Genomic DNA, 22,650 nt, shown 5'->3' on the forward strand with positions numbered 1-22,650 from the left:
CCGGAATGGCCGCCCGCCCGTTCACAAAGGGGCGAACGGCCGGCCCGGGGCCGCCCTCAGTAGGGGCCGTCCTCAGTAGACGTAGACCGGCGTGCCCAGCGGCACCTGGTCGAACAGCGTCATCACCGCCTCGTTGCGCATCCTCAGGCAGCCGTTCGACACCGCGCGGCCGATCGAGTTCGGCTCGGTCGTGCCGTGGATGCGGATCGCGGTATCCTGACCCGCCGCGTTGTAGAGATACAGCGCCCGCGCGCCGAGGGGGTTCTGCGGCCCCCCCGGCATCCCGCCGGCCCATTTGCCGTATTGGCCCGGGTTGCGCTTGATCATCTCTTGCGTCGGGGTCCAGCTGGGCCATTCAACCTTGCGGCCAATGGTGGCCCGGCCCTTCCAGACCAGCTCGTCCTTGCCAACGGCCACGCCATAGCGGACCGCGCGGCCCGGCGCGACGACATGGTAGAGGAAGAAGTCCTTGCTGACCACGACGATGCTGCCGACCTCGAAATCCTCGCGGATGGCGACCTCGGTCGGGGCATAGGGATCGCGGGTCTGAGCCGGGGCGGGGGTGGCCTGCGCAAGCACCAGCGATGGCGCGGCGATCAACGGCAGGGCCATCAAGATCATCTGACGACGGTTCATGCTTGGGTTGTCCTGTATGCGTTTTCTCTGTTCATTGCCCGGCAAAATACAGGACAACCGCGCGCGATGGCAACTCAAGAGGGCGTATGGCCGGAATTCGGCCTTGATCGCGGCGTCATTCGGCCACATCTGTTGGGCATGGCACCCGTGAAGACATCGCCCACCGCCTGCTGTCATGCCCGCGCCTTGCGCGCCCCGGCACCACGCCCCGCGCATCTGTGCAGGGCGCGTGGCGATCGTGCCTGCCGCTGCCATCTGGCTGACCGGCCGCGCCTGGCCGCGCGGTCGTCACGGCAGCGCCGCTACCTGCACCAGATGCAGCGGCCGCTGCGCACCCAGATCCCCCATGCCGCGCCGGACCGTCCACAGGCGCCCCCCGCCGTTCCCGCCATGCCTTCACTGCAACGCATGATCTGGGAACATGGACATGACATCCTCGACCGAACTTGATCTCGACATCCCCGGCATCAGCTGCGCCAGCTGCGCGGCCCGGATCGAGCGCAGCCTTGCGCCGGTTCCGGGCGTCAGCCGGATCAGCGTGAACCCGGTCACCCGCCGCGCCCATCTGGATCTGGCCGGCGCCAGTCTGGCCGATGTGGCCGGGGCGCTGCGCGAGGCGGGCTATCCGCCCGCCCTTGCGACCACCCGTCTTGCCATCGACGGAATGACCTGCGCCTCCTGCGCCGGCCGGGTCGAGCGGGCGCTGCTTGCCCGCCCCGATGTGGCGGAGGCCGTCGTCAACCTGGTCACCCACGGCGCCACCGTCACCCATGCGCCGGGCGTCGGCCCCGAGGCGCTGGCCGGCACGGTCAGCGCGGCCGGCTATCCGGCAAGGCCGCAAGCGGCCGAAGGCGGCCGGCCCGCGGCCCCGTCCCGAAACCGGAGCCGCGACGAGGCCGCGGCGCTGCGGCGGTCCTTCCTGTGGGCACTGGTCCTGACCCTTCCGGTCTTTCTGGCCGAGATGGGCGGCCACCTGATCCCGGGTCTTCATCACGCGCTGGTCGGGCTGGCGGGCCAGACGCCGCTGTGGATCGCGCAGATGCTGCTGACGGGCGCCGTGCTGGCCGGGCCGGGGCGCCGCTTCTTCAGCGTGGGCATTCCCGCCCTCCTGCGCGGCAGCCCCGAGATGAACAGCCTCGTGGCTCTGGGCGCCGGCGCGGCCTTCGCCTATTCGGCGGTGGTCACGCTGCTGCCGCAGATCGTGCCGCCCGCCTCGCGGCAGGTCTATTTCGAGGCGGCGGCGGTCATTGTGACGCTGATCCTGATGGGCCGCTGGCTCGAGGCGCGGGCCAAGGGCCAGGCCGGCGCGGCGATCGCCCGGCTGATGGCCCTGGCCCCCGATCACGCCACCGTGCTGCGCGATGGCGTGCCGGTGCAGGTGCCGCTGGACCAGCTGCGCAGCGGCGATCTGGTCCGGCTTGCGCCGGGCGAGCGTGTCGCCGTCGATGGCGAGATCACCGAGGGGCGCGGCGCGATCGACGAATCGATGCTGACCGGCGAGCCGGTGCCCGCGGCCAAGGCACCGGGCGACGCGGTCACCGGCGGCACCGTCAACGGCAACGCCGCCCTGACCTTTCGTGTCACCGCGACGGGCGCCGACACCGCGCTGGCGCGCATCGTGGCGATGGTCGAGGCCGCGCAGGCCACCAAGCTGCCGGTGCAGGCGATCGTCGATCGCGTCACCCGCATCTTCGTGCCCGCCGTGATGGCGCTGGCGCTGGTCACGCTGCTTCTGTGGCTGGCCTTGGGGCCGGGGCTGGCCGAGGCGCTGGTTGCCGCGGTCGCGGTGCTGATCATCGCCTGCCCCTGCGCGATGGGTCTGGCCGTGCCGGTGTCGATCATGGTCGGGACGGGCCGCGGGGCGGAACTGGGGGTGCTGTTTCGCCGCGGCGACGCCCTCCAGCGGCTGGCCGATGCGCGGATCGTGGGCTTCGACAAGACCGGCACCCTGACGCTTGGCCAGCCGCGACTGGTCGGAATCGCGGTCGCCGGCCTCTCGGAGGATCGCGCGCTTGCCCTTGCCGCCGCGGCCGAGGCGCGATCCGAACATCCGCTGGCGGCGGCCGTCCTGGCCGCGGCGCAGGATCGCGGCCTGAGCCTGCCCGACGCGCAGTCGGTCGAGGCGGCGTCGGGGCGCGGCCTGACCGCGACGGTCGAGGGACATGCGCTGCTGCTGGGCAACCGCGCGGCGCTGGCCGAGGCTGGCATCACGGCCGAACCTGACCTGGTCCGACAGGCCGAGGACGCCGCCCACGAGGGTGCGACACCGGTGCATCTGGCCCTCGATGGCCGCCACCGCGCCAGCCTCTGGCTGGCCGATCCCGAACGGCCCGAGGCGGCCCCGACCATCCGCGCCCTGCGCGGGCTGGGGCTGCGCACGGTCATGCTGTCGGGCGATACCGAGACCACCGCGCAGGCGGTGGCCGCGCGGCTTGGCGTCGACGAGGCGCGCGGCGGGCTGCGCCCCGACGACAAGCAGGCCGCGATCCGCGATCTGGGCGCGGCGACCGTGTTCGTGGGCGACGGCATCAACGACGCCCCCGCGCTGGCCAGCGCGGCGACGGGCATCGCCATCGGCAGCGGCACCGACATCGCCATCGAATCCGCCGACGCGGTGCTGATCTCGGGCGATCCCTCGGGCGTGGTGCGGGCCATCCGGCTGTCGCGCGCGGTGATGCGCAACATCCGCCAGAACCTGTTCTGGGCCTTCGCCTACAATGTCGCGCTGATCCCGGTGGCGATGGGGGCGCTGGTGCCGCTGGGCGGTCCCAGCCTGTCGCCGATGCTGGCTGCCGGGGCGATGGCGCTGTCCTCGGTCTTTGTCGTCGGGAATGCCCTGCGCCTGAGATCGGCACCATGAGGATCGCGCGCCGCGATGTGCTGATGCTGGGGGCGATGGCGGCCCTCGCGCCCTGCGGCGCGGGCGCCGCGTTGCCTGCCCCGCCGCGGCTTCTGGCCTTCGGAGACAGCCTGACCGCCGGCTACGGGCTGGCGCCCGACGAGGGGCTGGTCCCGGTCCTGTCGGGCTGGCTGGCGGCGCGCGGGCACCCGGTGCGGCTGCTGAACGCTGGGCTTTCGGGCGACAGCACCTATGGCGGGCGGGTGCGGATCGGCTGGTCGCTGCTTCGCAGGCCCGATGCGGCGATCGTCGCCCTTGGCGGCAACGACATGCTGATGGGGCTCGCGCCCGAACAGGCCGAGGCCAATCTGGACGCGATCCTGGCCCGTGCCACGGCCGGCGGCAGGCCGGTCCTTCTGGTTGGCGTCCGCGCGCCCGATCCCGCCCGCCAGCCGGGCTGGGCCGCCATCTGGCCGCGTCTTGCGGAACGCCACGGCACGCTGCTGTGGCCCGACCTCTTCGCGCCGCTCGCGGCGCTGGCGCCGGACCGGCTGGCACAGGCCCTGCAGCCCGACGGCGTGCATCCGACCGCATCGGGCGTGCGGATCATCGTCGAGGGGCTGGGGCCGCTGGTGCTGCGCCTGCTGGATCGGCTTGATCGCGACCAGGATACAGGCGGGGCAGGCTAGGCGTCAGTTCGACTTGCCGCCCAGATCGCCGTCGGCGGCGGGCATGCGCCGGTTGTCCACGGGCGCCAGCACCTCAAGGCTGCCGCAGTCGCCGAAATCCAGCGTCAGCGCGACCGCGGCGCCGTCGGTCAGCCTTTCGCGCAGGCCCAGCAGCATCACGTGATCGCCCCCGCGCGCCAGCGCGTGCCGGCCAAGGGCGGGGATGGCGAAGCCCTCCTCGGCCTTCATCATCTTCATCACGCCGCCCTCCTCGCGGTGGGTGTGCAACTCGACCCGCTCGGCCGCGTCCGAGGCGGCGCCGGTCAGCTGGCAGGGGACCTCGCGGTGGTTGACGATGGTCATGAACACCGCGCCTGTCACCGGGTTGGAACTGCGGGCATAGGCGTCCTCGACATGCAAGCCGTCATGGGCAAAGGCGGCAAGCGGCAGCAGCGCCGCAGCAACGGTGGAAAGCAGGAGTTTCATGGTTGGTCTCGTTGGGTCGGCACTAGGAATGCTGGACGATCAGCTTGCCGCGCGGGCCTGCGCGACAGGCGCGACGAGGCCGGGTGATGGGCGGCCGCGAGGTCGGGACAGGTCGTGGTCGCATGCAGCATCGGGCGGCCTCCCTGACGCGACCAGACTGCGCGGATCGGGCCGCGGCGGTCACGCTTGTGCGCAAACGCGAAAGCCCCGCCGGAGCGGGGCCGTGCGGGGGCGGGGCCGACGGTCTCAGGCCTGCAGTTCGGCCGGGCCGTCATGCTTGGCGATCTCGCGCTTGATCTTCAGCGCGCGGTCCGACAGCTCGCTGTCGCGGGCCTTGGCCAGGAAGGCATCGAGGCCGCCGCGATGATCGACAGAGCGCAGCGCGGCCGCCGAGATGCGCAGCGAATAGCCGCGGCCCATCTTTTCCGAGGTCAGCGTGACTTCGTTCAGGTTCGGCAGGAACCGGCGACGGGTCTTGTTGTTGGCGTGGCTGACATTGTTGCCGGTCATCGGGCCTTTGCCGGTCAGTTCGCAGACGCGCGACATGATGTAATCCTTCGTCTCAAGCTTGGCGGGCCTCCCCGGCGGAGGGTCCGGCCCAATGTGAAAGGGCGCCGCGAGGCAGCGCCCGGAATTCCGTTCGCGGGTGGTTACAGCGCGCGGGCGGCGGCGTCAAGCCCCGGCTGCGCCGCGGGCCCGGACCGGGGATCAGCCGGCATAGGCGCGCTCGGCCTCGATCAGGCGGCGCTTGCGCCACAGCCCGCCGGCATAGCCGGTCAGGCTGCCATCGGCGCCGATCACCCGGTGGCACGGCACCACCAGCGCCAGCCGGTTGGTGGCATTGGCCCGCGCCACCGCGCGCGTCGCCGAAGGCTGGCCGATCTCGGCGGCAAGCCCGGCATAGCTGCGGGTCTGGCCGGCCGGGATCGTCTGCAACTGCTGCCAGACACGGCGCTGGAAACCGGTGCCGTGCAGGCGCAGCGGCACCGAGAATCGCGGCTGGCGGCCGGCGAAGAAGGCATCCAGCTGGGTTTCCAGCTGGTCGGTCACCGCGCGGCGGCCCAGCCCGATGCGCCCGCCGCAAAGGGCCGACAGGCGTCGCAGCCCCTCGGGCAGGGCCTTGCGGTCGGTGAATTCCAGAAGGTGCAGCGCCGCGTCATCGGCGATCGCGATCATTCCGCCCAGCGGCGTGTCGATCCAGTCGGCGGCCAGATCTGCGGGCCCGCGCATCAGATGCGGCGGGTGGCCGAAAAGCCGCGCGAAGGCCGCGCGGAAGCCCGAGGCCGAATCGAAGCCCGCGTCCAGCTGGGCCTCGATCAGGTCGCGGTCGCCCGACAGGGTCCTGAGGCTTTCGCGCAGCCGTTCGCCGCGCGCCATCTGCAGGAAGCTCTGCCCGAACTGCCGGCGGAAGGCGCGACGCACGGTCGAGGGGTCCAGCCCCAGCCCTGCCAGATCGGCCTCGGACCAGCGCCGCGACGGATCGGCGCGGATCATCGCCATCAGGCGCCGTGCCAGACCCTGCCCGCCCGCCGCCGCGTCCGGTGTCCCGTCCGCCGCCCCGGCCAGCGGGTCGCAGCGCCGGCAGGGCCGGAAACCGGCCTGCTGGGCGGCACGCGGATCGGCGAACCAGCGGCAGTTCTCGGGGCGCGGCTTGCGCGCCGGACAGGTCAGGCGGCAGAAGATGCCGGTGGTGGCGACGCCGACCCAGGCGCGGCCGTCAAAGGCGGGGTCGCGGGCAAGCAATGCGGCATAGAGCCGGTCGGCATCGGGAGGCTCAAGCATGGCGGGGTCCTGTGTCATGCCCCTGTTCTAGCCGATTCGCGCCGCGCGGCGGGCACGAAAATCGGGCATCTCATTCGTGCGGGCCAGCATCGGCGGCGGCGGGCGGCGGGTTGACGTCCAGCTGGGCCAGCACCTTCGCGGCGGCCGCGCCGGGGGCCAGACGGCCCGCCGCGACCTCGGTTCCGAGGCGGGCGATCTCGGCCCGCAACTCGGGCTGGTCGAGACGCGCCAGCAGCCCGCCGCGCAGTTCGGCCAGGAACCAGTGGCGATCCTGCGCGGCGCGGGCGGCAGCGAAATGCCCTTCGGCGCGGCGCCAGTCGACCAGGGCCCGCATCTCGGACCATGCGGCCGCCAGCCCCTCGCCGGTCGCGGCCGAGACCGGCACGGCCTTGGGAAACCCGTCGGGGTCCTGCGGACGCCTGCGCAGCAGGCGCAGCGCGCCGGCATAGTCGGCAACGGTGCGGTGGGCCGCGGCCAGCAACTCGCCATCTGCCTTGTTCACGAGGATCAGGTCGGCCATTTCCATGATGCCGCGCTTGACCCCCTGCAATTCGTCGCCGCCCGCGGGCGCCAGCAGCAGCACGAAGAGATCCGACATCTCGGCCACCAGCGTCTCGGACTGGCCGACGCCGACCGTCTCGATCAGGACGATGTCATAGCCGGCCGCCTCGCAGAGCCGGATCGCCTCTCGCGTGCGGCGCGCGACGCCGCCAAGCTGGGCGCTGGAGGGGGTCGGCCGGATGAAGGCGTTGGGATCGCGCGAGAGCGTCTCCATCCGCGTCTTGTCGCCCAGGATCGACCCGCCCGAGCGTGTCGAGGACGGATCGACGGCGAGGACCGCGACCTTCAGCCCCTGCCCGGTCAGCAGCCCCCCGAACGCTTCGATGAAGGTCGATTTCCCGACCCCCGGGGTTCCCGACAGCCCGATCCGCAGCGCCTGCCGGTCGGGCAGTCGCGCCAGCAGTTCGACCGCCCGCCGGCGGTGGTCGGGGCGGGTCGATTCGACCAGTGTGATGGCCCGCGACAGCGCCCGCCGCTCGCCCCGGATCAGCGATTCGAGAAGTTCGTCCATGCGGCCCCGTCGCAAGCGGGGGCCGACTGCCCCCGCACCCCCGTGGATATTTGGACCAAGGCAAAATGCCAAGGGCGCGGGGGGCAGGGCCGGTCGTGCTACGGATTCGCGGGATGGCGTGCTAGGCTGGGTCACGGGGATGCCCCGGACCCGCTTGCCCATCGCGGGCGGCCTGACTAGAAGCCCGGCATCGCCGTCCCGGAGGAGGCTGCCGATGCCGCGTGAGACCGCACGAAGATCCGTCCTGCTTGCCGGTCTCGGCATGGCGCTGGGCGCGCTGGCCCGCCCCTCGGCCGCCGCGGCGATGCCGCAACCGGGCGCGCCCGCCCGGATCGACTGGGCGGCCCGGCCGTTGCGGCTGATGGTGGTCGAGGCGCGGGGATGTGCCGGCAGCGCGGCATGGCGGCGCGAGGTCGGGCCGGGCTATGCGGGCTCGGCGGCGGGGCGGGCGGCGCCGATCCTGGCGGTCGATTTCGATGGCCCGTTCCCCGACGGGCTGGTGCTTGCCGCGCGCCCGCGCGTCACACCCAGCTTTCTTCTGCTGCACAAGGGGGTCGAGCTGTCGCGCCTGGAGGGCTATGGCGGGCCGCGCGCGTTCGAGGCGCGCATCGCCGCCATGCTGGAACGGGCGGCCGGTTCCCGCCGGGAGCTGCGCCGATGAGCCGTCCCGAGGCGTTCCCGCCGCCCGGAGAGGGGGCGGGCCTTGCCCAGGCGGCACCGGCCGAGCCGTCCTCGGACGACATGGCGCATCGGGCCTCCGAGGCCGCGGCCTTCCTGAAGGCGCTGGCGCATGAGGGGCGGATGATGATCCTGTGCCACCTGTCCTCGGGCGAGAAGACCGTGACCGAGCTGGAGCGGCTGCTGGGCCATCGGCAGGCCGCCGTCAGCCAGCAGCTTGCGCGGCTGCGCGCCGAGGGGCTGGTCAGCTGCCGCCGCGATGGCAAGGCACGGCTTTACTCGGTGTCGGACCCGCGCGCGGCCGAGGTCGTGGGCGTCATGTACCGGCTGTTCTGCCAGGGCTGAACCGCCGCGCGGAGCGGGCCGGGCGCGAAACTGCGGCGCGGCCGCAGGCGCGGGCTTTTGTCCGGCCGCCGCTTGCGCTAGGCATGCCGCCAACTGATCCAAGCCAACGGTGCCTGCCATGCATGACATTCGTGCGATCCGCGAGAACCCGGAGATGTTCGACGCCGCCCTGACGCGCCGCGGGGGCGCCGCGATGGCCTCGGCGCTGCTGGAGCTGGATGCCGAGCGGCGCGCCCGGATCGCGGCCGCCGAGGCGGCGCAGGCCGAGCAGAACCGCGCCAGCAAGGACGTTGCGGCCGCCAAGGGGCGGGGTGACGAGGCCGGCTTCCAGCGGCTGCGCGATCTCGTGGCCGAGAAGAAGGCCGATGTGGCCCGCATGCAGGCCGAGGCTGCCCTGCTGGACGGGCGCCTGCGTGATCTGCTGCTGACGATCCCGAACCTGCCGCTGGACAGCGTGCCCGACGGCGCCGGCGAGGAGGACAATGTCGAGTTGCGCCGCTGGGGTGCGCCGCGCGACTTCGGCTTCCGGCCGGTCGAGCATTTCCAGATCGCCGGTGTCAGCCGCGGGCTGGACTTCGAGACCGCGGCCAAGCTGTCGGGCAGCCGCTTCATGCTGCTGCGCGGCGGGCTTGCGCGGCTGCACCGGGCCCTGGCGCAATTCATGATCGATCTCCACATCACCCGCCACGGCCTGGAAGAGACCTGGACGCCGGTGATGGTGCTGGAGGAGATGATGACCGGCACCGGGCAATTGCCCAAGTTCGGCGAGGACAGCTATCAGACCCGCGACGGCTACTGGCTGATCCCCACCGCCGAGGTGACGCTGACCAACACGGTGCATGGCGATCTGGTCGATCATGCCAGCCTGCCGCGGCGGATGGTCGCGCACAGCCAGTGCTTCCGCTCTGAGGCGGGCAGCGCCGGGCGCGACACGACCGGCATGCTGCGCCAGCATCAGTTCGAAAAGGTCGAGATGGTCTCGATCACCGATGCCGGGACCGGTCTTGCCGAGCATGAGCGCATGACCCGTTGCGCCGAGGCTGTGCTGGAGGCGCTGGACCTGCCCTATCGCACGGTCGTGCTGTGCACCGGCGACATGGGTTTCAGCGCCCGGATCACCCATGACATCGAGGTGTGGCTGCCCGGGCAGGGCCGCTATCGCGAGATCAGCAGCGTCAGCTATTGCGGCGATTTCCAGGCGCGCCGCATGAATGCGCGCTATCGTCCCGAAGGCGGCGGCAAGCCGGAGTTCGTGCATGCGCTGAACGGATCGGGGCTGGCGGTCGGGCGGGCGCTGATCGCGGTGGTGGAAAACGGCCAGCAGGAGGATGGCTCGGTCGATCTGCCCGCCGCGCTGCACCCCTATCTGGGCGGCGCCACGCGACTGGGCGCGGACGGCGCGCTGGTCTGAACCGGCGCGGCACCTCGGACCGAAACCGGGCGAGCCTGTCGGGCGTTGGCCCGCATGGCACGACTGGGGCACCTTCTGCAAATTGCGTCCGCCGCCGGCTTTCTGGCCAGCGGCGCGCTGTTCGCGATCACCCGCCCGGATGATCCGCGGCTTGCCAGCCCGATGCCGGCCCTTGATGCGCTGACCACGGGCCTGCCCCTGCCCCGGATCGAGGGGCCATTCCTGCCGCATCTGTTCCTCAACCCCCAGAACATCGTGATGTGGGCGCTGCTGATGTCGATCTGGGTCGCGGTCGCGACCGACGCCTTGGGCCAGCTGACCGACCCCTCGGAAGGCGCCGGCCGCAGGCGTCTTGCCGCGGTGGTGCGGCTGCGGGTCTGGCCGATGCTGGTGCCCGCGCTGCTGCTGGCGGCCCTCTGGCCCTGGCTGCTGGAGCCGGCGCCCCGAATCGCTGGCGTCATGGCGGTGGCAGCGGCGCTGCTGGCCTTTCTGGCCGCCTGGAGGGGCGTGGCGCAGCGTCGCCCTGCCCTTGGTTTTCTGGCGGGATGGAGCGTCGGACTGGCCAGCGCGACGCTGGCCGCCCAGATCGCCGCGCCGGCGGGAATGTCCTTGGCGCAGATGGCGACCCTGGCGATCCTGCCGGCCGCAGGATCCGGCGTGGCGGCGCAGATTCTGCTGGGGCGCGGGATCGGTGTTTCGGTGGCGCTGATCTGGGCCTTCTGCGGGCTCGCCATGACCACCATGGGGGTCAGCCCGATGACGGCGATCGCGGCGATCCTCGCCATCGTGGTGATGGCGGCCGTGCTGGTCAGCGCCGCCAGCTAGGCGCCTAGCTGCCCTTGGGGCGCTGACGGGTCTTGTGCTTGGACAGCGCGCCCGACTGGGTGATCTTGGTGGCCTTTGCCTTGAAGGGGTTGTCGCCGCCCTGATCGCGGAAGAACAGCCGGATCGGCGTTCCCGGCATGTCGAAATCGGTCCGCAACCCGTTCACCAGATAGCGTTGATAGCTGTCGGGCAGCTTGTCCGTATGGGTCGCCTTGACGATGAAGGCCGGCGGCCGCGTCTTGACCTGCGTCATGTAGCGCAGCCTGATCCGCCGCCCGCCCGGCGCCGGGGGCGGGTGGCTTTCGGTCATGGCGGCCAGCCAGCGGTTCAGCCGCGCGGTCGAGACGCGGCGGTTCCACACCTCATGCGCCTTGAGGATCGCCGCGTGCAACCGGTCCAGCCCCTTGCCAGTCTGCGCCGAGACCGTCACCAGTGGCGCGCCCTTCAACTGCGGCAGCAGCTTTTCGAAGCTGGCACGCAGGTCGTTCAGCTTTTGCGGCTTGTCCTCTTCCAGATCCCACTTGTTCGCCGCGACGACCACCGCCCGTCCCTCGGTTTCGGCGAAATCGGCGATCCGCAGGTCCTGCTGCTCGAAGGGGATGGCGACGTCCAGCAGCACCACGACCACCTCGGCAAAGCGCACCGCGCGCAGCCCGTCGGCGACGGAAAGTTTTTCCACCTTGTCAGTGACCTTGGCCCGCTTGCGCATTCCGGCGGTGTCGAAGATCCGCATGGGCGTGCCCATGAATTCGGTCGTGACGCTGATCGAATCGCGCGTGATGCCGGCTTCCGGCCCGGTCAGCAGCCGGTCCTCGCCGATGATCTTGTTGATCAGCGTGGACTTTCCGGCATTGGGTCGGCCGATGACGGCCAGTTGCAGGGGGCGCGCGGCCGAGGGCCGCCAGTCTTCCTCGCCCTCGCCGGATTCGGCATCGGCCTCGGACAGTTCGACATCGGTCTCGGCGGCGACGGGGGCGGGGCGGTCGGCCTCGACCCGATCGGCAAGCGGGGCCAGAACCCGGTACAGATCGTCCATCCCCTCGCCATGTTCGGCCGAGATGCGCAGCGGCTCGCCCAGGCCAAGCCCATAGGCCTCCATCGCACCGGCCTCGCCGGCCCGGCCCTCGGCCTTGTTGGCGGCGACGATGACATGCCTGGCGCGGCGGCGCAGGATCTCGGCGAAATATTCATCGGCGGCGGTCACGCCGGCGCGGGCATCGACGACGAACAGGCAGATGTCGGCCTCGTCCACGGCGCGTTCGGTCAGCCGCCGCATCCGGCCCTGCAGGCTGTCATCCTCGGCCATTTCCAGACCGGCGCTGTCTATCACCACGAAGCGCAGGTCGCCCAGCCGCCCCGCGCCCTCGCGCAGATCGCGGGTGACGCCGGGCTGATCGTCGACCAAGGCCAGCTTCTTGCCGACAAGACGGTTGAACAGGGTCGACTTGCCGACATTCGGCCGGCCCACGATGGCGAGGGTAAAGCTCATCGGAAGGCGTGCAACTGGCCGCTGCGCGACAGCACATACAGCGTCTGGCCCGCGACGGCGGGCGCCGCGGCCGCACCGCCCGGAATCGATCCCTGCCCCACCAGCGCGCCCGTTGCCGGGTCGAAGGCCCGCAGCACCCCGTCCGACGAGGCCACGAACAGCCGCCCACCGGCCAGCACCGGGCCGTAATGGGCATGGATGCGATCCTGCTTGCGGCTGCGCGTGTCGGTGAAATAGGGCAGGTCGATGCGCCAGATCACCCCGCCGGTCGCGGCGTCCAGCCGGATCAGCTGGGCCTGGTCGTTCACCGCGAAGACCGATCCGCCGGCGACCACCACCGGGCTGTTCGCGCCCTCGCGCGAGGACCAGTCCTCGATGCCGGCGGTCAGATCGACCGCGTTGATCCGCCCGGCCGAGGTGCCGCCATAGACCCGCCCGCCCGCGATCACCGGATCGCCGGTCATGTCGCGCACCGCGGTGATCGCCCGGCCGACGCGGCTGCCGGCGACCTGCGCGGTCCACAGCGTCCCGCCGCTGGCCGCGTCGGCGGCCAGCAGCTGGCCCGAGGAGAAGCCGAAGACCACCGTGTTGCCCTGCACCGCGGGGACCGACACCCCCATCACCCCCGAGGGCGAGGACGGCCCGCTGGTCTGCCAAAGCACCTTGCCGTCGGCCGCGCGCACCGCCCAGCCGACATTGTTGCGCGCCACGACATAGACCACGCCATTGGCGACGGCCGGGCCGCCGCCCACCGGCGCCTCGACCCGCTGGCGCCACAGCACCCCGCCCGAGGCCGCGTCCAGCGCGACCAGTTCGCCAAAGCCGGTGGTCACGAAGACCCGGCCGGCCTCGTAGGCAAGCCCGCCCCCCGAGGCGCTGTCGCGGCTTTCCAGCGGCGGGGTCACATCCGTCGTCCAGGCGGTCCCGCCCGACAGCGCGCTGGCCGTCACGCGGGCGCGGCTGTCCAGCGTGAAGACCCGCCCCGCGGCGACGATCGGATCGGCAGCGATGCGGTGGCGGCGATCATTGCCCGCCCCGATCGTGTTCGACCAGATGCGGGTGGTGCCGGCGCCAAGGGCGACGTGGCCCGGCTGGTGGGCGGCGTTGCCGCCGCGATGGCTCCATTCGCCGTTGGTGACCGGCGCCGCCAGCGCCAGCGCGGTCGAACTGACCGGCGCCGGCCCCTCGACGGCGGGGCCGTCGGGCGAGGTGACGGCAAGCGGGTCCAGCCGTTCGCCGGGCAGGATGATTTCGCGTTCGGCGCAGGCCGCAAGGCTCAGCGTGACCCCGAGGGCCATGGTCAGTCGCAGCGTGGCGCTCATCCTCGCCTCTCCCTCGTCGGTCTCTCGGGCCGGTCTTGGCTCAGCCGGCTTGCACTTCGTCATTGGTCTGGGGTTCGACCCCGAGCGCGATCATCATCTCGGACAGGCGGCGGCGCAAGGCTTCGCTGAGGCCGTCCTTCTGCTGGATCTGGCGGATCAGCGTGATCGCGTCGTCGGTCCGCCCCGCCTCGACAAGGGCCACCGCCTTCTGCTCCAGCGCCAGCAGCTCGAACGGCGCACCGGCGCGCGACAGGCGCGTCAGCGCGGCATCGCGATCGGCGGGGTTCATCGCCGGGCCGTTCAGCATCACCAGCTTCAGCTCGGCCAGGTCGTGCAGGATGGATTCGGTGCCGGTCTGCGAGACCACGCCCTTCAGCGCGTCGGCGGCGGCATCCCTGGCGCCGGCCTCGACCCAGCCGCCGGCCGCCAGCATCGCCGCCAGCGCCGCGCGGCCCTCGGACCCGTCGGCATCCACCTTCAGCATCGCCGACGGGTCGCCCGACGCCTCGGCCGCCAGGATCGCATCGCCCCAGCCCTGCGCCTCGGACGCCGCGCGCGACTGGCTGTATTCGCGATAGCTGACCCCGCCGACCAGCAGCAGGATCAGTGCCAGCCCGATCCAGCCATAGCGGCGAAACAGCCCGAACAGCCGGTCGCGCCGCAGATCCTCGGTGACCTCGTCGATGAAGCTGTCGTTCTGGTTGGCCATCGCGCGTTCCGCAGTTTTCCGTGTCAGACGCCGTCTTATACCGCCCGCACCGGAATTGCCAATGCCGCGCCACGGCGCGGCCCGGAATGCAGGACGCCCGCCGCGAGCCATCGCGACGGGCGTGCGTCATCGGCCGGGCGCCACGCGATCAGAGCCGCGAGGCGACGTTTTCCCAGTTCACCAGCTTGTCGAGGAAATTCGACAGATAGGCCGGGCGCTTGTTGCGGAAATCGATGTAATAGGAATGTTCCCAGACGTCGCAGCCCAGCAGAGCGGTCTGGCCAAAGCACAGCGGATTGACGCCGTTCTCGGTCTTGGTGACCTTCAGGCTGCCATCGGCGTCCTTGACCAGCCAGCACCAGCCCGAGCCGAACTGACCGGCACCGGCGGCCGCGAAGTCCTCCTTGAACTTGTCCACCGACCCGAAGGCCTCGGTCAGCGCCTTTTCCAGCTCGCCGGGCATGGCCCCGGGGTTCGGACCCATCATCTCCCAGAACTGGGTGTGGTTCCAGTGCTGGCTGGCGTTGTTGAAGATGCCGTTCTGGGCCACCGCGCCGGACTGGTAGGTGCCCTTGACGATGTCCTCGACAGACTTGCCTTCCCATTCGGTCCCGGCAATCAGCTTGTTGCCGTTGTCGACATAGGCCTTGTGGTGAATGTCATGGTGGTATTCCAGCGTCTCGCGCGACATGCCGGCATCGGCCAGCGCGTCGTGGGAATAGGGAAGATCGGGAAGGGTGAAAGCCATTTTCCTGTCCTTTCTGAAAGGGTTGAACCCTTGCTGCGGGCGCGTCGTGTTCGGGCGCACAGTCCCGCATTCGCCGGGTCAACGCAAGGGGGGCATGGCGGTTCCGGCGCCGCACCGGACGGTCGGCGGCGATCAGCGCGGCGCCAGCTGGCTGCCCGGCAGCGCGGCGTTGTGCAGCACCAGGTCCAGGTAGTCGGCGGTGGACCGGAAGCCGATCAGCCGCCAGCCGCCGGCGATTCGCCAGAAGGCCGCGGCCGTCTGGGCGGCGCGGCTGCGCCGCAACCCGTCCTCGGGCAGTGCCGCAAGATCGGCGGGCGAAAGCTTTGCGATGACGTCATCGGCATCGCACCCCAGCACGTCGAACACCGCCCTCGCGTCCGAGACGTCGGCGACCAGCGCGTGTTCGCCCGCCAGCGCCCCGGTCAGCGCGGCGACGGCCTCGGCCGTCTCGGGCGCGGGCAGGATCAGCAGCAGTTCGTCGGGCGACATCCAGCCCAGGCTGCGAGAGCCGTCGGTGACGATCCGCGTCGCCTCGGGCAGCGCCAGCCCCGCCGCCTCGGCAATGGCATCGCCGGCACGGGCCAGATCGGCCCGGATCGTCACCATGCCCAGCCCCTCGACGCGGGCGACCTGTGCAAGCGCCTCAGCCATTCAGCCGGCTCCCTTCCTTGTCGTAGAACACCGGGTCGACGATCCGGGCCTTCAGCACCTCGCCCGAGGGCATCGGGAATTCCAGTTCCTGACCCAGCCTCCCGGTGCCATGCCGCACCAGCGCCATCGCGATCGGCTTGTTCATCGTGGGCGAGAAATAGCTGGAGGTGACGCGGCCCTGGGTCTTGCGCTGGCCATTGTCGTTCCGGCCCGCATCGACCGCCAGCGCGCCATCGGGAATCACCCGCCCGTCAAGGCTTTCCAGCCCGACAAGCTGCCAGCGCGACCCGTCGGTCATGTGGCTGCGCGACTGCGCGCGTTTGCCGATATAGTCGGGCTTCTTCTTCGAGATCGCCCAGTGCAGGCCCAGATCCTGCGGGATGATCGTGCCGTCGGTCTCGTCGCCGATCATGATGAAGCCCTTTTCGGCGCGCATGACATGCATCGCCTCGGTGCCATAGGCGGTGATGCCCAGGTCGCGACCGGCCTCGTGCAGGCGTTCCCAGAGTTGCAGCCCGCAACCCGCCGGCACCGCGATCTCGTAGCTGAGTTCGCCCGAAAAGCTGATCCGGTAGAGACGGGCGCGGATGCCGGCGATGTCGCCCTCGGCCCATTGCATGAAGGGCAGCGCCTGCGGCGACAGGTCGATGCTGCCGGGCAGGCGCTCCAGCAGCTCGCGGGCCTTCGGCCCGGCCACGGCGATCTGGGCATATTGCTCGGTCAGGTTGGCGGTGTAGACCTGCCAGTTCCACCACTCGCATTGCAGCCAGTCTTCCATGTGCCCGTGGATGCGATCGGCGCCGCCGGTCGTGGTGTGGCAGAGCCAGGTGTCGTCCGACAGCCGCGCCACCACACCGTCATCCATCAGAAAGCCGTTCTCGTTGCACATCAGGCCATAGCGGCACTTGCCGACCGGCAGGCTGGACATGACGCCGGTATACATCATGTCGAGGAACCGCCCGGCATCCGGCCCCTTGACAAGGATCTTGCCCAGTGTCGAGGCGTCCAGCGTGCCGACGCCGCCGCGCACCGCCAGGATCTCGCGTGTGACGGCGGCGTGGCGATCCTCGCCGGCGCGCGGATAGCAATAGGGCCGACGCCACTGGCCGACCGGCTCGAACGAGGCGCCGTGGCCGCGATGCCAGTCATGCATCGGCGTCTTGCGCAGCGGCTGGAACGCCTCGCCGCGCGCGTCGGCGGCGATGGTGGCAAGGGTCAGCGGCGTGTAGGGCGGGCGGAAGGTGGTGGTGCCGGTCTGCGGGATCGGCTGGTCCAGCGCCGTCGACAGCACCGCCAGACCGTTGATGTTGCTGACCTTGCCCTGATCGGTGGCCATGCCAAGCGTGGTATAGCGCTTGGCATGCTCGACACTGGCGTAGCCTTCGCGGGCGGCCAGTTCGACATCGCTGACCTTGACGTCGTTCTGATAGTCCAGCCACATCTTGGCGCGCAGCTTGTAGGGGGCCTGCGCCGGCATGCACCAGACCGGCTGCGTCGCGCCCTCGGCGCGTTCCAGATCGGCCGCGCAGCGCAGATCGCCATTCGCGGCCCCCACGGCCGAGACATTCCCCCGGCCATCGGCGCCAAGCGGGGGGCGGTCGGGATCTGGGCGGAACATCGCCTGCGCCTCGTCCCAGATCAGCTTGCCGCCGCAATGGCTGTAGAGATGCACCACCGGCGACCAGCCGCCCGACATCGCCACCACGTCGCAATCGATGCCGCCGTTCGGCTTGCCCTCGCCCGACTGGTCGCAGATCGCCACGCCCTCGACATGGCGGCTACCCTTGACCTTCGCGATGCCGGTGCCGGTCAGCACGCGGATGTTCCGCGCCCGCGCCGCCTGCGGCAGATCCCCCTCGGCCTCGGCGCGGGCATCGAGGATCGCCGCCACCTCCAGCCCGGCATCGGCGGCGATCAGCGCGGTCCGGTAGGCGTCGTCGTTGTTGGTCACGAGAACGATCCGCCGGCCCGGTGCCACGCCGTGGTCGACGATGAAATCGCGCACGGCCGAGGCCAGCATCACCCCCGGCACGTCATTGCAGGCGAAGGACAGCGGGCGCTCCAGCGCGCCGGTCGCGGTGATCACGCGGCCCGCGCGGATGCGCCACAGCCGCTGGCGCGGGATGCCCAGGTTCGGGTCGTGATCGGCCAGCGCCTCGCGGGCCAGCAGATAGCCGTGGTCGTAAAGGCCGGTGGCCATGGTGTCGCGCCGCAGGGTGACGTTCGGGCGGCCACGCAGGTCGGCCAGCAGATCGTCGATGACCCCCTGCCCGCCCCGATGATCGACCGGGGTGCGCCCGCCCCAGACCCTGTCCTGTTCCAGCACCAGTACGCTGCCGCCGGCCTCGGCGGCCTCGCGCGCGGCGGCCAGTCCGGCGATGCCGCCGCCCACGACGACGGTATCGACATGCGCATAGGCCTGTTCATAGCGGTCGGGGTCGGCATCGACCGGCGCGCGGCCAAGGCCCGCGCTGCGGCGGATGACCGGCTCGAACAGGTGCTTCCAGAACGGCCGCGGATGGATGAAGGTCTTGTAATAGAAGCCAGCCGGCAGCATTGGCGCCAGCCAGGTGTTGATCTCGCCGATGTCGGCATCCAGCGACGGCCAGCAGTTCTGGCTGCGCAGGACCATGCCGGGCAGCAGCCGCGTTGTGGTGGCGCGCTGGTTCGGCTCGAACCGGCCGCCCTGACCCAGCCCGAACAGGGCGTTCGGCTCTTCCGCGCCCGAGGCCACCGGGCCGCGCGGGCGGTGATACTTGAAGGACCGGCCCATCATCATCTGGCCATTCGCCAGCATCGCGGAAGCCAGCGTATCGCCGGCAAGCCCGCGCAGGTGACGGCCGTCAAAACGGAACGGCACCTGGAAGGCGCGATCGATCAGGCGACCGCCCTTGGGCAGCCGGAAGGGGGGCGTTCGGGTCATTCGGCGCTGTTCCGTTCAGGGTGCGGGTCGGACGTCCAGTCGGCGGTCCAATCGGGCCGGGCGGCGCGGATCGCATCGACGACATTCTGGGGCGGCTCGGTCGTCTGCGCGGGATAGGTGGCATAGACCTGCAGGGTGACAGTGTCGCGCGCGGCCAGAAACCACTTGCCGCAGCCATAGGCGTGCCGCCAGCGTTCGAAATGCACGCCGCGCAGGTTGCGGCGGGCGAACAGATAGGCCTCGAACTCGACATCGGAGCCGCCGGGGCCGATCCGTTTCAGATGCGCCTCGCCGCCCGGCTGGAACTCGGTCTCTTCGGCAATCACGCCGCAACAGGGGCAGGTCAGGCAAAGCATGGCGCACTCCTTGCAGGGCGCGCGGCCGATGCGGCGCGCCGAGATCGGTCGGCGGACAGCCGAAAGCCGGGGGCGTTCGGCCCCCGGCTCTGGCTGTCCCGAAGTCCGGCCGGCGCCGGACGGTCAGTTCGACGCGGGCGCGGGCTCGGCCGGGGCGGCGTCTGCGGGCGCTGCATCCGCAGGCGCGGCGTCGGGTGCGGCATCGACGGTGACGTTGGTGGTGTCTCCGGCCGGCGCGGTGGCGTCGGTCGCCGTGTCCATGTCGCCGCCCGACATGAAGAAGAACAGCAGCGCCACCACCACGACGATGCCGCCGACGATGAAGTAGAGCCCGTTATTGCTGGATCCGTTTGCCATGACATGTCCCCTTGATGGCCATTTGCATGGCAGGGAAATTCCGCGATGCGGCGAAAGGTTCCGCTGCGGGGCCCGGGTGGCGGAACCATGCTCAATGCGCCACGCCCGCGGCCACCGACTCGTCGATGAACCGCCCCTCGCGAAAACGGTTCAGTCCGAAGGCCGCCGCCAGCGGGCCGGGGCGGCCATTGGCGATCAGTTCGGCCATCGCCCAGCCCGAACCGGGAATCGCCTTGAACCCGCCGGTGCCCCAGCCGCAATTGACATAGATGCCGCCGACCGGCGTGGTGGACAGGATCGGCGAGCGGTCGCCCGTCATGTCCACGATGCCGCCCCACTGCCGCAGCATCTTCAGCCGCGAGATCATCGGGAAGGTCTCGACCAGCGCGCGCACGGTTTCCTCGACATGATGCCAGGACCCGCGCTGCGTGAAGTTGTTGAAGCCGTCGGTGCCGCCGCCGATGACCATCTCGCCCTTGTCGGATTGCGACATGTAGCCATGCACGGTGTTGGCCATGACCACGACATCCATGCAGGGCTTGATCGGCTCGCTGACCAGCGCCTGCAGCGCGACGCTTTCGATGGGCAGGCGAAACCCCGCCATGTCGGCCAGATGCGAGGAATGACCGGCTACCACAAGGGCCAGCTTGTCGCAGCCGATCCGGCCCCTGGTGGTATTGACCGCGCGCACCTGCCCGGCCTCGGTCTCGATCCCCTGAACCTCGCAGTTCTGGATCACATGCATGCCCATGTCGGAACAGGCGCGGGCATAGCCCCAGGCCACAGCGTCATGGCGCGCGGTGCCGCCGCGCGCCTGATACAGCCCGCCCAGCACCGGATAGCGTGGCCCGTCGAGATTGATGATCGGCACCAGCTCCTTGACGCGGGCCGGCTCGATCCACTCGGTCGACACGCCCTGCAGCATGTTGGCATAGACGGTGCGCTTGTAGCCCCGCACCTCGTGTTCGGTCTGCGCCAGCATGATCAGGCCGCGCGGGCTGAACATGATGTTGTAGTTCAGGTCCTGCGACAGTGTCTCGTAAAGCGTCAGCGACTTGTTGTAGATCGCGGCCGAGGCGTCCTGCAGGTAGTTGCTGCGGATGATCGTCGTGTTGCGCCCGGTATTGCCGCCGCCCAGCCAGCCCTTTTCCAGGATCGCCACATCGGTGATGCCGAAATTCCGCCCGAGGTAGTAGGCGGTCGCCAGCCCGTGCCCGCCGGCGCCGACGATCACCACCTTGTAGCGGTCCTTCGGCTGCGGATCGGCCCATGCGCGCTGCCATCCCTGATGCTGGCGAAACGCCTCGCGGGCGATCGCGAAGACGGAATAACGGCCGGACCGCGTCGCAGTCGTCATGGGGTTCCTCCGGGTTCGGTGGCGCCAGAATGGCGGGCCGCCGCCGCATGCTCAAGACATGATGCGTCAGTTCGCGGCAATTTGCGACATCACGGGCCATCGCCCCTCGCGGCGAGTTGAAGCAGGCCGGCCGCCACGCCGCGCCGCTGCGGCACGGCGCCGCTTTCGGTCGGGCGGAAACACCGCTACAGCTTGGGCGGACGGGAGGAACGCGATGTTCTGGATTATCTGCGCGGTGCTGGTGCTGGCCGTGGCCGCCGCGGTCCTCGGGCCGGTCTGGCGGGCGCGGGGGGCGGCGGGCGACTCGCTGCCGGCGGCGGCCTATGATCTGCGCGTCTATCGCGACCAGCTGCGCGAGGTGGATCGCGACCTTGAACGCGGGGTGATCGGCGCCGAGGACGCGGCGCGGCTGCGCACCGAGATCGGCCGTAAGGTCCTGGAGGCCGACCGCCGCCTGGACGATCCCGGCACCGGCGCCCGCGGCCATGCCGGACCGCTGGCCGCGCTTGCGATGCTGGCGGCGCTGGCCGGGGCCGTCGCGCTGTATCTGCGCGAGGGCGCCCCCGGCGCGCCCGACCTGCCATTGGCCGGGCGCATCGCCGCGGCCGAACGCGCCTATGCCGACCGCCCCAGCCAGGCCGCGGCCGAGGCCGCCGCCGCAGCCGATGCCGGGACTTCGGCGCGCCAGCCCGCCCCCGATCCCGACCCGTCCTATGTCGCCCTGGTCGAGGAATTGCGGAAGGCCATGGCGCGCAATCCCGACGATCCGCAGGGGCTTGCCCTGCTGGCCACCAGCGAGATGCGCCTTGGCAATCTGGCCGCCGCCCGCGACGCCCAGCAGCGGCTTGTCGATCTGCGCGGCGACGAGGCCCGCGCCGACGAGCTGATGCAGCTGGCGGCGCTGATGATGGAGGCCGCGGGCGGGCTGATCACCCCCGAGGCCGAGGCCTATCTGGCCCGCTCGCTGCGCGCCGATCCGGCCCTGCCGCAGTCGCGCTATCTGCTGGGAATGCTGCAATTGCAGAACGGCCGCCCCGACCGCGCCTTTCCGATCTGGCGGCGCCTGCTGGAGGAGGGGCCGCCCACTGCGCCCTGGATCGCGCCGATCCGCGCCACCATCGCCGATCTGGCTTGGCTGGCCGGCCAGCCCGACTATACCCCGCCCGAGGCCCCGGCAGCCCCCGCCCTGCCCGGCCCCGATGCCGAGGCGATGGCGGCCGCCGAGGACATGACGCCCGAAGAGCGTCAGCAGATGATCGCCGGCATGGTCGAGAGGCTGGAAGCGCGACTGGCGGAGAACGGCGGCACGCCCGAGGAATGGGCGCGGCTGATCTCGGCCCTCGCGGTGATGGGGCGGGCCGATCACGCCGGCAAGATCTGGGCCGAGGCGCAGGACCGTTTCGCGCAATCGGCCGAGGCGCTGGCCCCGATCCGGGCCGCGGCACAGGCGGCGGGGCTGGTCGAGTGATCCATCCCGAGATCGCCGATTTCGCCGCGGTGCTGCCGCCGATGGGCGCGGTCGCGGGGCTGGACCTGGGCACCAAGACGATCGGCGTCGCGGTCAGCGATTCGCTGCGCCAGATCGCCTCGCCGCTGACCGTCATCCGGCGCCGGAAATTCACGCTGGACGCGGCCGACCTGCTGGCGCTGGCGACGCGGCGCGGGCTGGTCGGGCTGATCCTCGGCCTGCCGCGCAACATGGACGGCAGCGAGGGGCCGCGCGCCCAGTCCACCCGCGCCTTCGCCCGCAACCTGTCTGCCCTGACCCCGCTGCCGATCGGCTTCTGGGACGAGCGCCTGTCCACCGTCGCCGCCGAACGCGCCCTGCTTGAGGCCGACACATCGCGCAAGCGCCGCGCCGAGGTCATCGACCAGGTGGCGGCGGGCTATATCCTTCAGGGCGCGCTGGACCGGTTGCGGCACCTGCGCTGAGACGGCGCCGCTTTCCGCCCGCGCGGGTCGCCTGGCGGCTTGTGGGCTTGCGGGCGGCGGCCTA

At 71.1% G+C, this 22,650-nt stretch carries 22 protein-coding genes; 8 read left to right on the plus strand and 14 right to left on the minus strand.

The window, feature by feature from the left end:
- Positions 1–72: 72 nt before the first annotated feature.
- Positions 73–636, minus strand: coding sequence for a L,D-transpeptidase (locus Q5Y72_RS10350; RefSeq protein ID WP_305963340.1), 564 nt, complete (start codon positions 634–636; stop codon positions 73–75).
- A 421-nt stretch (positions 637–1,057) separates the two neighbouring features.
- Between Q5Y72_RS10350 and Q5Y72_RS10355 the strand changes: the two genes are divergently transcribed.
- Together Q5Y72_RS10355 and Q5Y72_RS10360 are read left to right on the plus strand one after the other, a co-directional pair.
- Positions 1,058–3,496: a heavy metal translocating P-type ATPase gene (locus Q5Y72_RS10355; RefSeq protein WP_305963341.1), complete on the plus strand. Its 2,439-nt coding sequence runs from the start codon at positions 1,058–1,060 to the stop codon at positions 3,494–3,496.
- Positions 3,493–4,164, plus strand: coding sequence for an arylesterase (locus Q5Y72_RS10360; RefSeq protein WP_305963342.1), 672 nt, complete (start codon positions 3,493–3,495; stop codon positions 4,162–4,164). Before Q5Y72_RS10355 ends, Q5Y72_RS10360 begins: the two co-directional genes overlap by 4 nt.
- Before the next feature lie 3 nt (positions 4,165–4,167).
- On the opposite strand, the gene Q5Y72_RS10365 is transcribed toward Q5Y72_RS10360, so the two are convergent.
- The 4 genes from Q5Y72_RS10365 to meaB form a co-directional block, all read right to left on the minus strand.
- Positions 4,168–4,629, minus strand: a complete 462-nt coding sequence (locus Q5Y72_RS10365) for a copper chaperone PCu(A)C (protein WP_305963343.1) — start codon at positions 4,627–4,629, stop codon at positions 4,168–4,170.
- Positions 4,630–4,875: 246 nt separating this feature from the next.
- Positions 4,876–5,175, minus strand: coding sequence for a 50S ribosomal protein L28 (gene rpmB, locus Q5Y72_RS10370; protein ID WP_305963344.1), 300 nt, complete (start codon positions 5,173–5,175; stop codon positions 4,876–4,878).
- Between the two features lie 162 nt (positions 5,176–5,337).
- Positions 5,338–6,411, minus strand: coding sequence for a bifunctional transcriptional activator/DNA repair enzyme AdaA (locus Q5Y72_RS10375; protein ID WP_305963345.1), 1,074 nt, complete (start codon positions 6,409–6,411; stop codon positions 5,338–5,340).
- A gap of 70 nt (positions 6,412–6,481) precedes the next feature.
- Entirely contained in the window at positions 6,482–7,483 is a 1,002-nt protein-coding gene (gene meaB / locus Q5Y72_RS10380; RefSeq protein WP_305963346.1) for a methylmalonyl Co-A mutase-associated GTPase MeaB, read from the minus strand.
- A gap of 214 nt (positions 7,484–7,697) precedes the next feature.
- On the opposite strand from meaB, the gene Q5Y72_RS10385 reads away from it, so the two are divergent.
- The 4 genes from Q5Y72_RS10385 to Q5Y72_RS10400 all read left to right on the plus strand — a co-directional run bounded on the left by Q5Y72_RS10385 (position 7,698) and on the right by Q5Y72_RS10400 (position 10,742).
- Positions 7,698–8,144 (plus strand): hypothetical protein, encoded by a 447-nt coding sequence (locus Q5Y72_RS10385; protein WP_305963347.1) that lies wholly within the window; start codon positions 7,698–7,700, stop codon positions 8,142–8,144.
- Positions 8,141–8,506, plus strand: a complete 366-nt coding sequence (locus Q5Y72_RS10390; protein WP_371930806.1) for an ArsR/SmtB family transcription factor — start codon at positions 8,141–8,143, stop codon at positions 8,504–8,506. Before Q5Y72_RS10385 ends, Q5Y72_RS10390 begins: the two co-directional genes overlap by 4 nt.
- Before the next feature lie 118 nt (positions 8,507–8,624).
- Positions 8,625–9,917: a serine--tRNA ligase gene (gene serS, locus Q5Y72_RS10395; protein WP_305963348.1), complete on the plus strand. Its 1,293-nt coding sequence runs from the start codon at positions 8,625–8,627 to the stop codon at positions 9,915–9,917.
- Between the two features lie 54 nt (positions 9,918–9,971).
- Positions 9,972–10,742, plus strand: a complete 771-nt coding sequence (locus Q5Y72_RS10400; RefSeq protein WP_305963349.1) for a hypothetical protein — start codon at positions 9,972–9,974, stop codon at positions 10,740–10,742.
- A gap of 4 nt (positions 10,743–10,746) precedes the next feature.
- On the opposite strand, the gene der is transcribed toward Q5Y72_RS10400, so the two are convergent.
- From der to Q5Y72_RS10445, 9 genes are all read right to left on the minus strand, one after another.
- Entirely contained in the window at positions 10,747–12,231 is a 1,485-nt protein-coding gene (gene der, locus Q5Y72_RS10405; protein ID WP_305963350.1) for a ribosome biogenesis GTPase Der, read from the minus strand.
- Positions 12,228–13,553, minus strand: a complete 1,326-nt coding sequence (locus Q5Y72_RS10410) for a PQQ-like beta-propeller repeat protein (protein ID WP_305963351.1) — start codon at positions 13,551–13,553, stop codon at positions 12,228–12,230. The genes der and Q5Y72_RS10410 overlap by 4 nt, the downstream gene beginning before the upstream one ends.
- A 40-nt stretch (positions 13,554–13,593) precedes the next feature.
- Complete coding sequence (locus Q5Y72_RS10415; protein WP_305963352.1) at positions 13,594–14,262, minus strand: tetratricopeptide repeat protein; 669 nt, start codon at positions 14,260–14,262, stop codon at positions 13,594–13,596.
- Positions 14,263–14,410: 148 nt separating this feature from the next.
- Positions 14,411–15,010, minus strand: a complete 600-nt coding sequence (locus Q5Y72_RS10420) for a superoxide dismutase (RefSeq protein ID WP_305963353.1) — start codon at positions 15,008–15,010, stop codon at positions 14,411–14,413.
- Positions 15,011–15,142: 132 nt separating this feature from the next.
- Positions 15,143–15,661 (minus strand): sarcosine oxidase subunit gamma, encoded by a 519-nt coding sequence (locus tag Q5Y72_RS10425; protein WP_305963354.1) that lies wholly within the window; start codon positions 15,659–15,661, stop codon positions 15,143–15,145.
- Positions 15,654–18,584: a sarcosine oxidase subunit alpha family protein gene (locus Q5Y72_RS10430; protein ID WP_305963355.1), complete on the minus strand. Its 2,931-nt coding sequence runs from the start codon at positions 18,582–18,584 to the stop codon at positions 15,654–15,656. Before Q5Y72_RS10430 ends, Q5Y72_RS10425 begins: the two co-directional genes overlap by 8 nt.
- Complete coding sequence (locus tag Q5Y72_RS10435; RefSeq protein ID WP_305963356.1) at positions 18,581–18,940, minus strand: sarcosine oxidase subunit delta; 360 nt, start codon at positions 18,938–18,940, stop codon at positions 18,581–18,583. Before Q5Y72_RS10435 ends, Q5Y72_RS10430 begins: the two co-directional genes overlap by 4 nt.
- Before the next feature lie 123 nt (positions 18,941–19,063).
- The gene (locus tag Q5Y72_RS10440; RefSeq protein WP_305963357.1) at positions 19,064–19,297 is read right to left on the minus strand and encodes a hypothetical protein; all 234 of its coding nucleotides are present in this window, start codon (positions 19,295–19,297) and stop codon (positions 19,064–19,066) included.
- 91 nt (positions 19,298–19,388) lie between these two features.
- Positions 19,389–20,654: a sarcosine oxidase subunit beta family protein gene (locus Q5Y72_RS10445; protein ID WP_305963358.1), complete on the minus strand. Its 1,266-nt coding sequence runs from the start codon at positions 20,652–20,654 to the stop codon at positions 19,389–19,391.
- A 214-nt stretch (positions 20,655–20,868) separates the two neighbouring features.
- Between Q5Y72_RS10445 and ccmI the strand changes: the two genes are divergently transcribed.
- Both ccmI and ruvX read left to right on the plus strand, forming a co-directional pair.
- A complete protein-coding gene (gene ccmI, locus Q5Y72_RS10450; protein WP_305963359.1) occupies positions 20,869–22,122 on the plus strand; it encodes a c-type cytochrome biogenesis protein CcmI in 1,254 nt (417 codons plus the stop codon).
- Positions 22,119–22,586 (plus strand): Holliday junction resolvase RuvX, encoded by a 468-nt coding sequence (ruvX, locus tag Q5Y72_RS10455; RefSeq protein WP_305963361.1) that lies wholly within the window; start codon positions 22,119–22,121, stop codon positions 22,584–22,586. Before ccmI ends, ruvX begins: the two co-directional genes overlap by 4 nt.
- Positions 22,587–22,650 lie beyond the last annotated feature (64 nt).

The organism is Paracoccus spongiarum (genome assembly GCF_030732095.1).
GTDB classification, from domain to species: Bacteria; Pseudomonadota; Alphaproteobacteria; order Rhodobacterales; family Rhodobacteraceae; genus Paracoccus; species Paracoccus spongiarum.

Excerpts from the sequence above, each read along its gene's own strand:
- Q5Y72_RS10385 (WP_305963347.1), top strand. The coding sequence starts at position 7,698 with ATGCCGCGTGAGACCGCACGAAGATCCGTCCTGCTTGCCGGTCTCGGC.
- serS (WP_305963348.1), top strand. The coding sequence starts at position 8,625 with ATGCATGACATTCGTGCGATCCGCGAGAACCCGGAGATGTTCGACGCC.
- Q5Y72_RS10360 (WP_305963342.1), top strand. The coding sequence starts at position 3,493 with ATGAGGATCGCGCGCCGCGATGTGCTGATGCTGGGGGCGATGGCGGCC.
- Q5Y72_RS10400 (WP_305963349.1), top strand. The coding sequence starts at position 9,972 with ATGGCACGACTGGGGCACCTTCTGCAAATTGCGTCCGCCGCCGGCTTT.
- Q5Y72_RS10355 (WP_305963341.1), top strand. The coding sequence starts at position 1,058 with ATGGACATGACATCCTCGACCGAACTTGATCTCGACATCCCCGGCATC.
- Q5Y72_RS10435 (WP_305963356.1), bottom strand. The coding sequence starts at position 18,940 with ATGCTTTGCCTGACCTGCCCCTGTTGCGGCGTGATTGCCGAAGAGACC.
- Q5Y72_RS10390 (WP_371930806.1), top strand. The coding sequence starts at position 8,141 with ATGAGCCGTCCCGAGGCGTTCCCGCCGCCCGGAGAGGGGGCGGGCCTT.
- Q5Y72_RS10440 (WP_305963357.1), bottom strand. The coding sequence starts at position 19,297 with ATGGCAAACGGATCCAGCAATAACGGGCTCTACTTCATCGTCGGCGGC.
- Q5Y72_RS10420 (WP_305963353.1), bottom strand. The coding sequence starts at position 15,010 with ATGGCTTTCACCCTTCCCGATCTTCCCTATTCCCACGACGCGCTGGCC.
- meaB (WP_305963346.1), bottom strand. The coding sequence starts at position 7,483 with ATGGACGAACTTCTCGAATCGCTGATCCGGGGCGAGCGGCGGGCGCTG.
- Q5Y72_RS10375 (WP_305963345.1), bottom strand. The coding sequence starts at position 6,411 with ATGCTTGAGCCTCCCGATGCCGACCGGCTCTATGCCGCATTGCTTGCC.
- Q5Y72_RS10350 (WP_305963340.1), bottom strand. The coding sequence starts at position 636 with ATGAACCGTCGTCAGATGATCTTGATGGCCCTGCCGTTGATCGCCGCG.
- Q5Y72_RS10410 (WP_305963351.1), bottom strand. The coding sequence starts at position 13,553 with ATGAGCGCCACGCTGCGACTGACCATGGCCCTCGGGGTCACGCTGAGC.
- Q5Y72_RS10425 (WP_305963354.1), bottom strand. The coding sequence starts at position 15,661 with ATGGCTGAGGCGCTTGCACAGGTCGCCCGCGTCGAGGGGCTGGGCATG.
- der (WP_305963350.1), bottom strand. The coding sequence starts at position 12,231 with ATGAGCTTTACCCTCGCCATCGTGGGCCGGCCGAATGTCGGCAAGTCG.
- rpmB (WP_305963344.1), bottom strand. The coding sequence starts at position 5,175 with ATGTCGCGCGTCTGCGAACTGACCGGCAAAGGCCCGATGACCGGCAAC.
- Q5Y72_RS10445 (WP_305963358.1), bottom strand. The coding sequence starts at position 20,654 with ATGACGACTGCGACGCGGTCCGGCCGTTATTCCGTCTTCGCGATCGCC.
- Q5Y72_RS10365 (WP_305963343.1), bottom strand. The coding sequence starts at position 4,629 with ATGAAACTCCTGCTTTCCACCGTTGCTGCGGCGCTGCTGCCGCTTGCC.
- Q5Y72_RS10430 (WP_305963355.1), bottom strand. The coding sequence starts at position 18,584 with ATGACCCGAACGCCCCCCTTCCGGCTGCCCAAGGGCGGTCGCCTGATC.
- Q5Y72_RS10415 (WP_305963352.1), bottom strand. The coding sequence starts at position 14,262 with ATGGCCAACCAGAACGACAGCTTCATCGACGAGGTCACCGAGGATCTG.
- ccmI (WP_305963359.1), top strand. The coding sequence starts at position 20,869 with ATGTTCTGGATTATCTGCGCGGTGCTGGTGCTGGCCGTGGCCGCCGCG.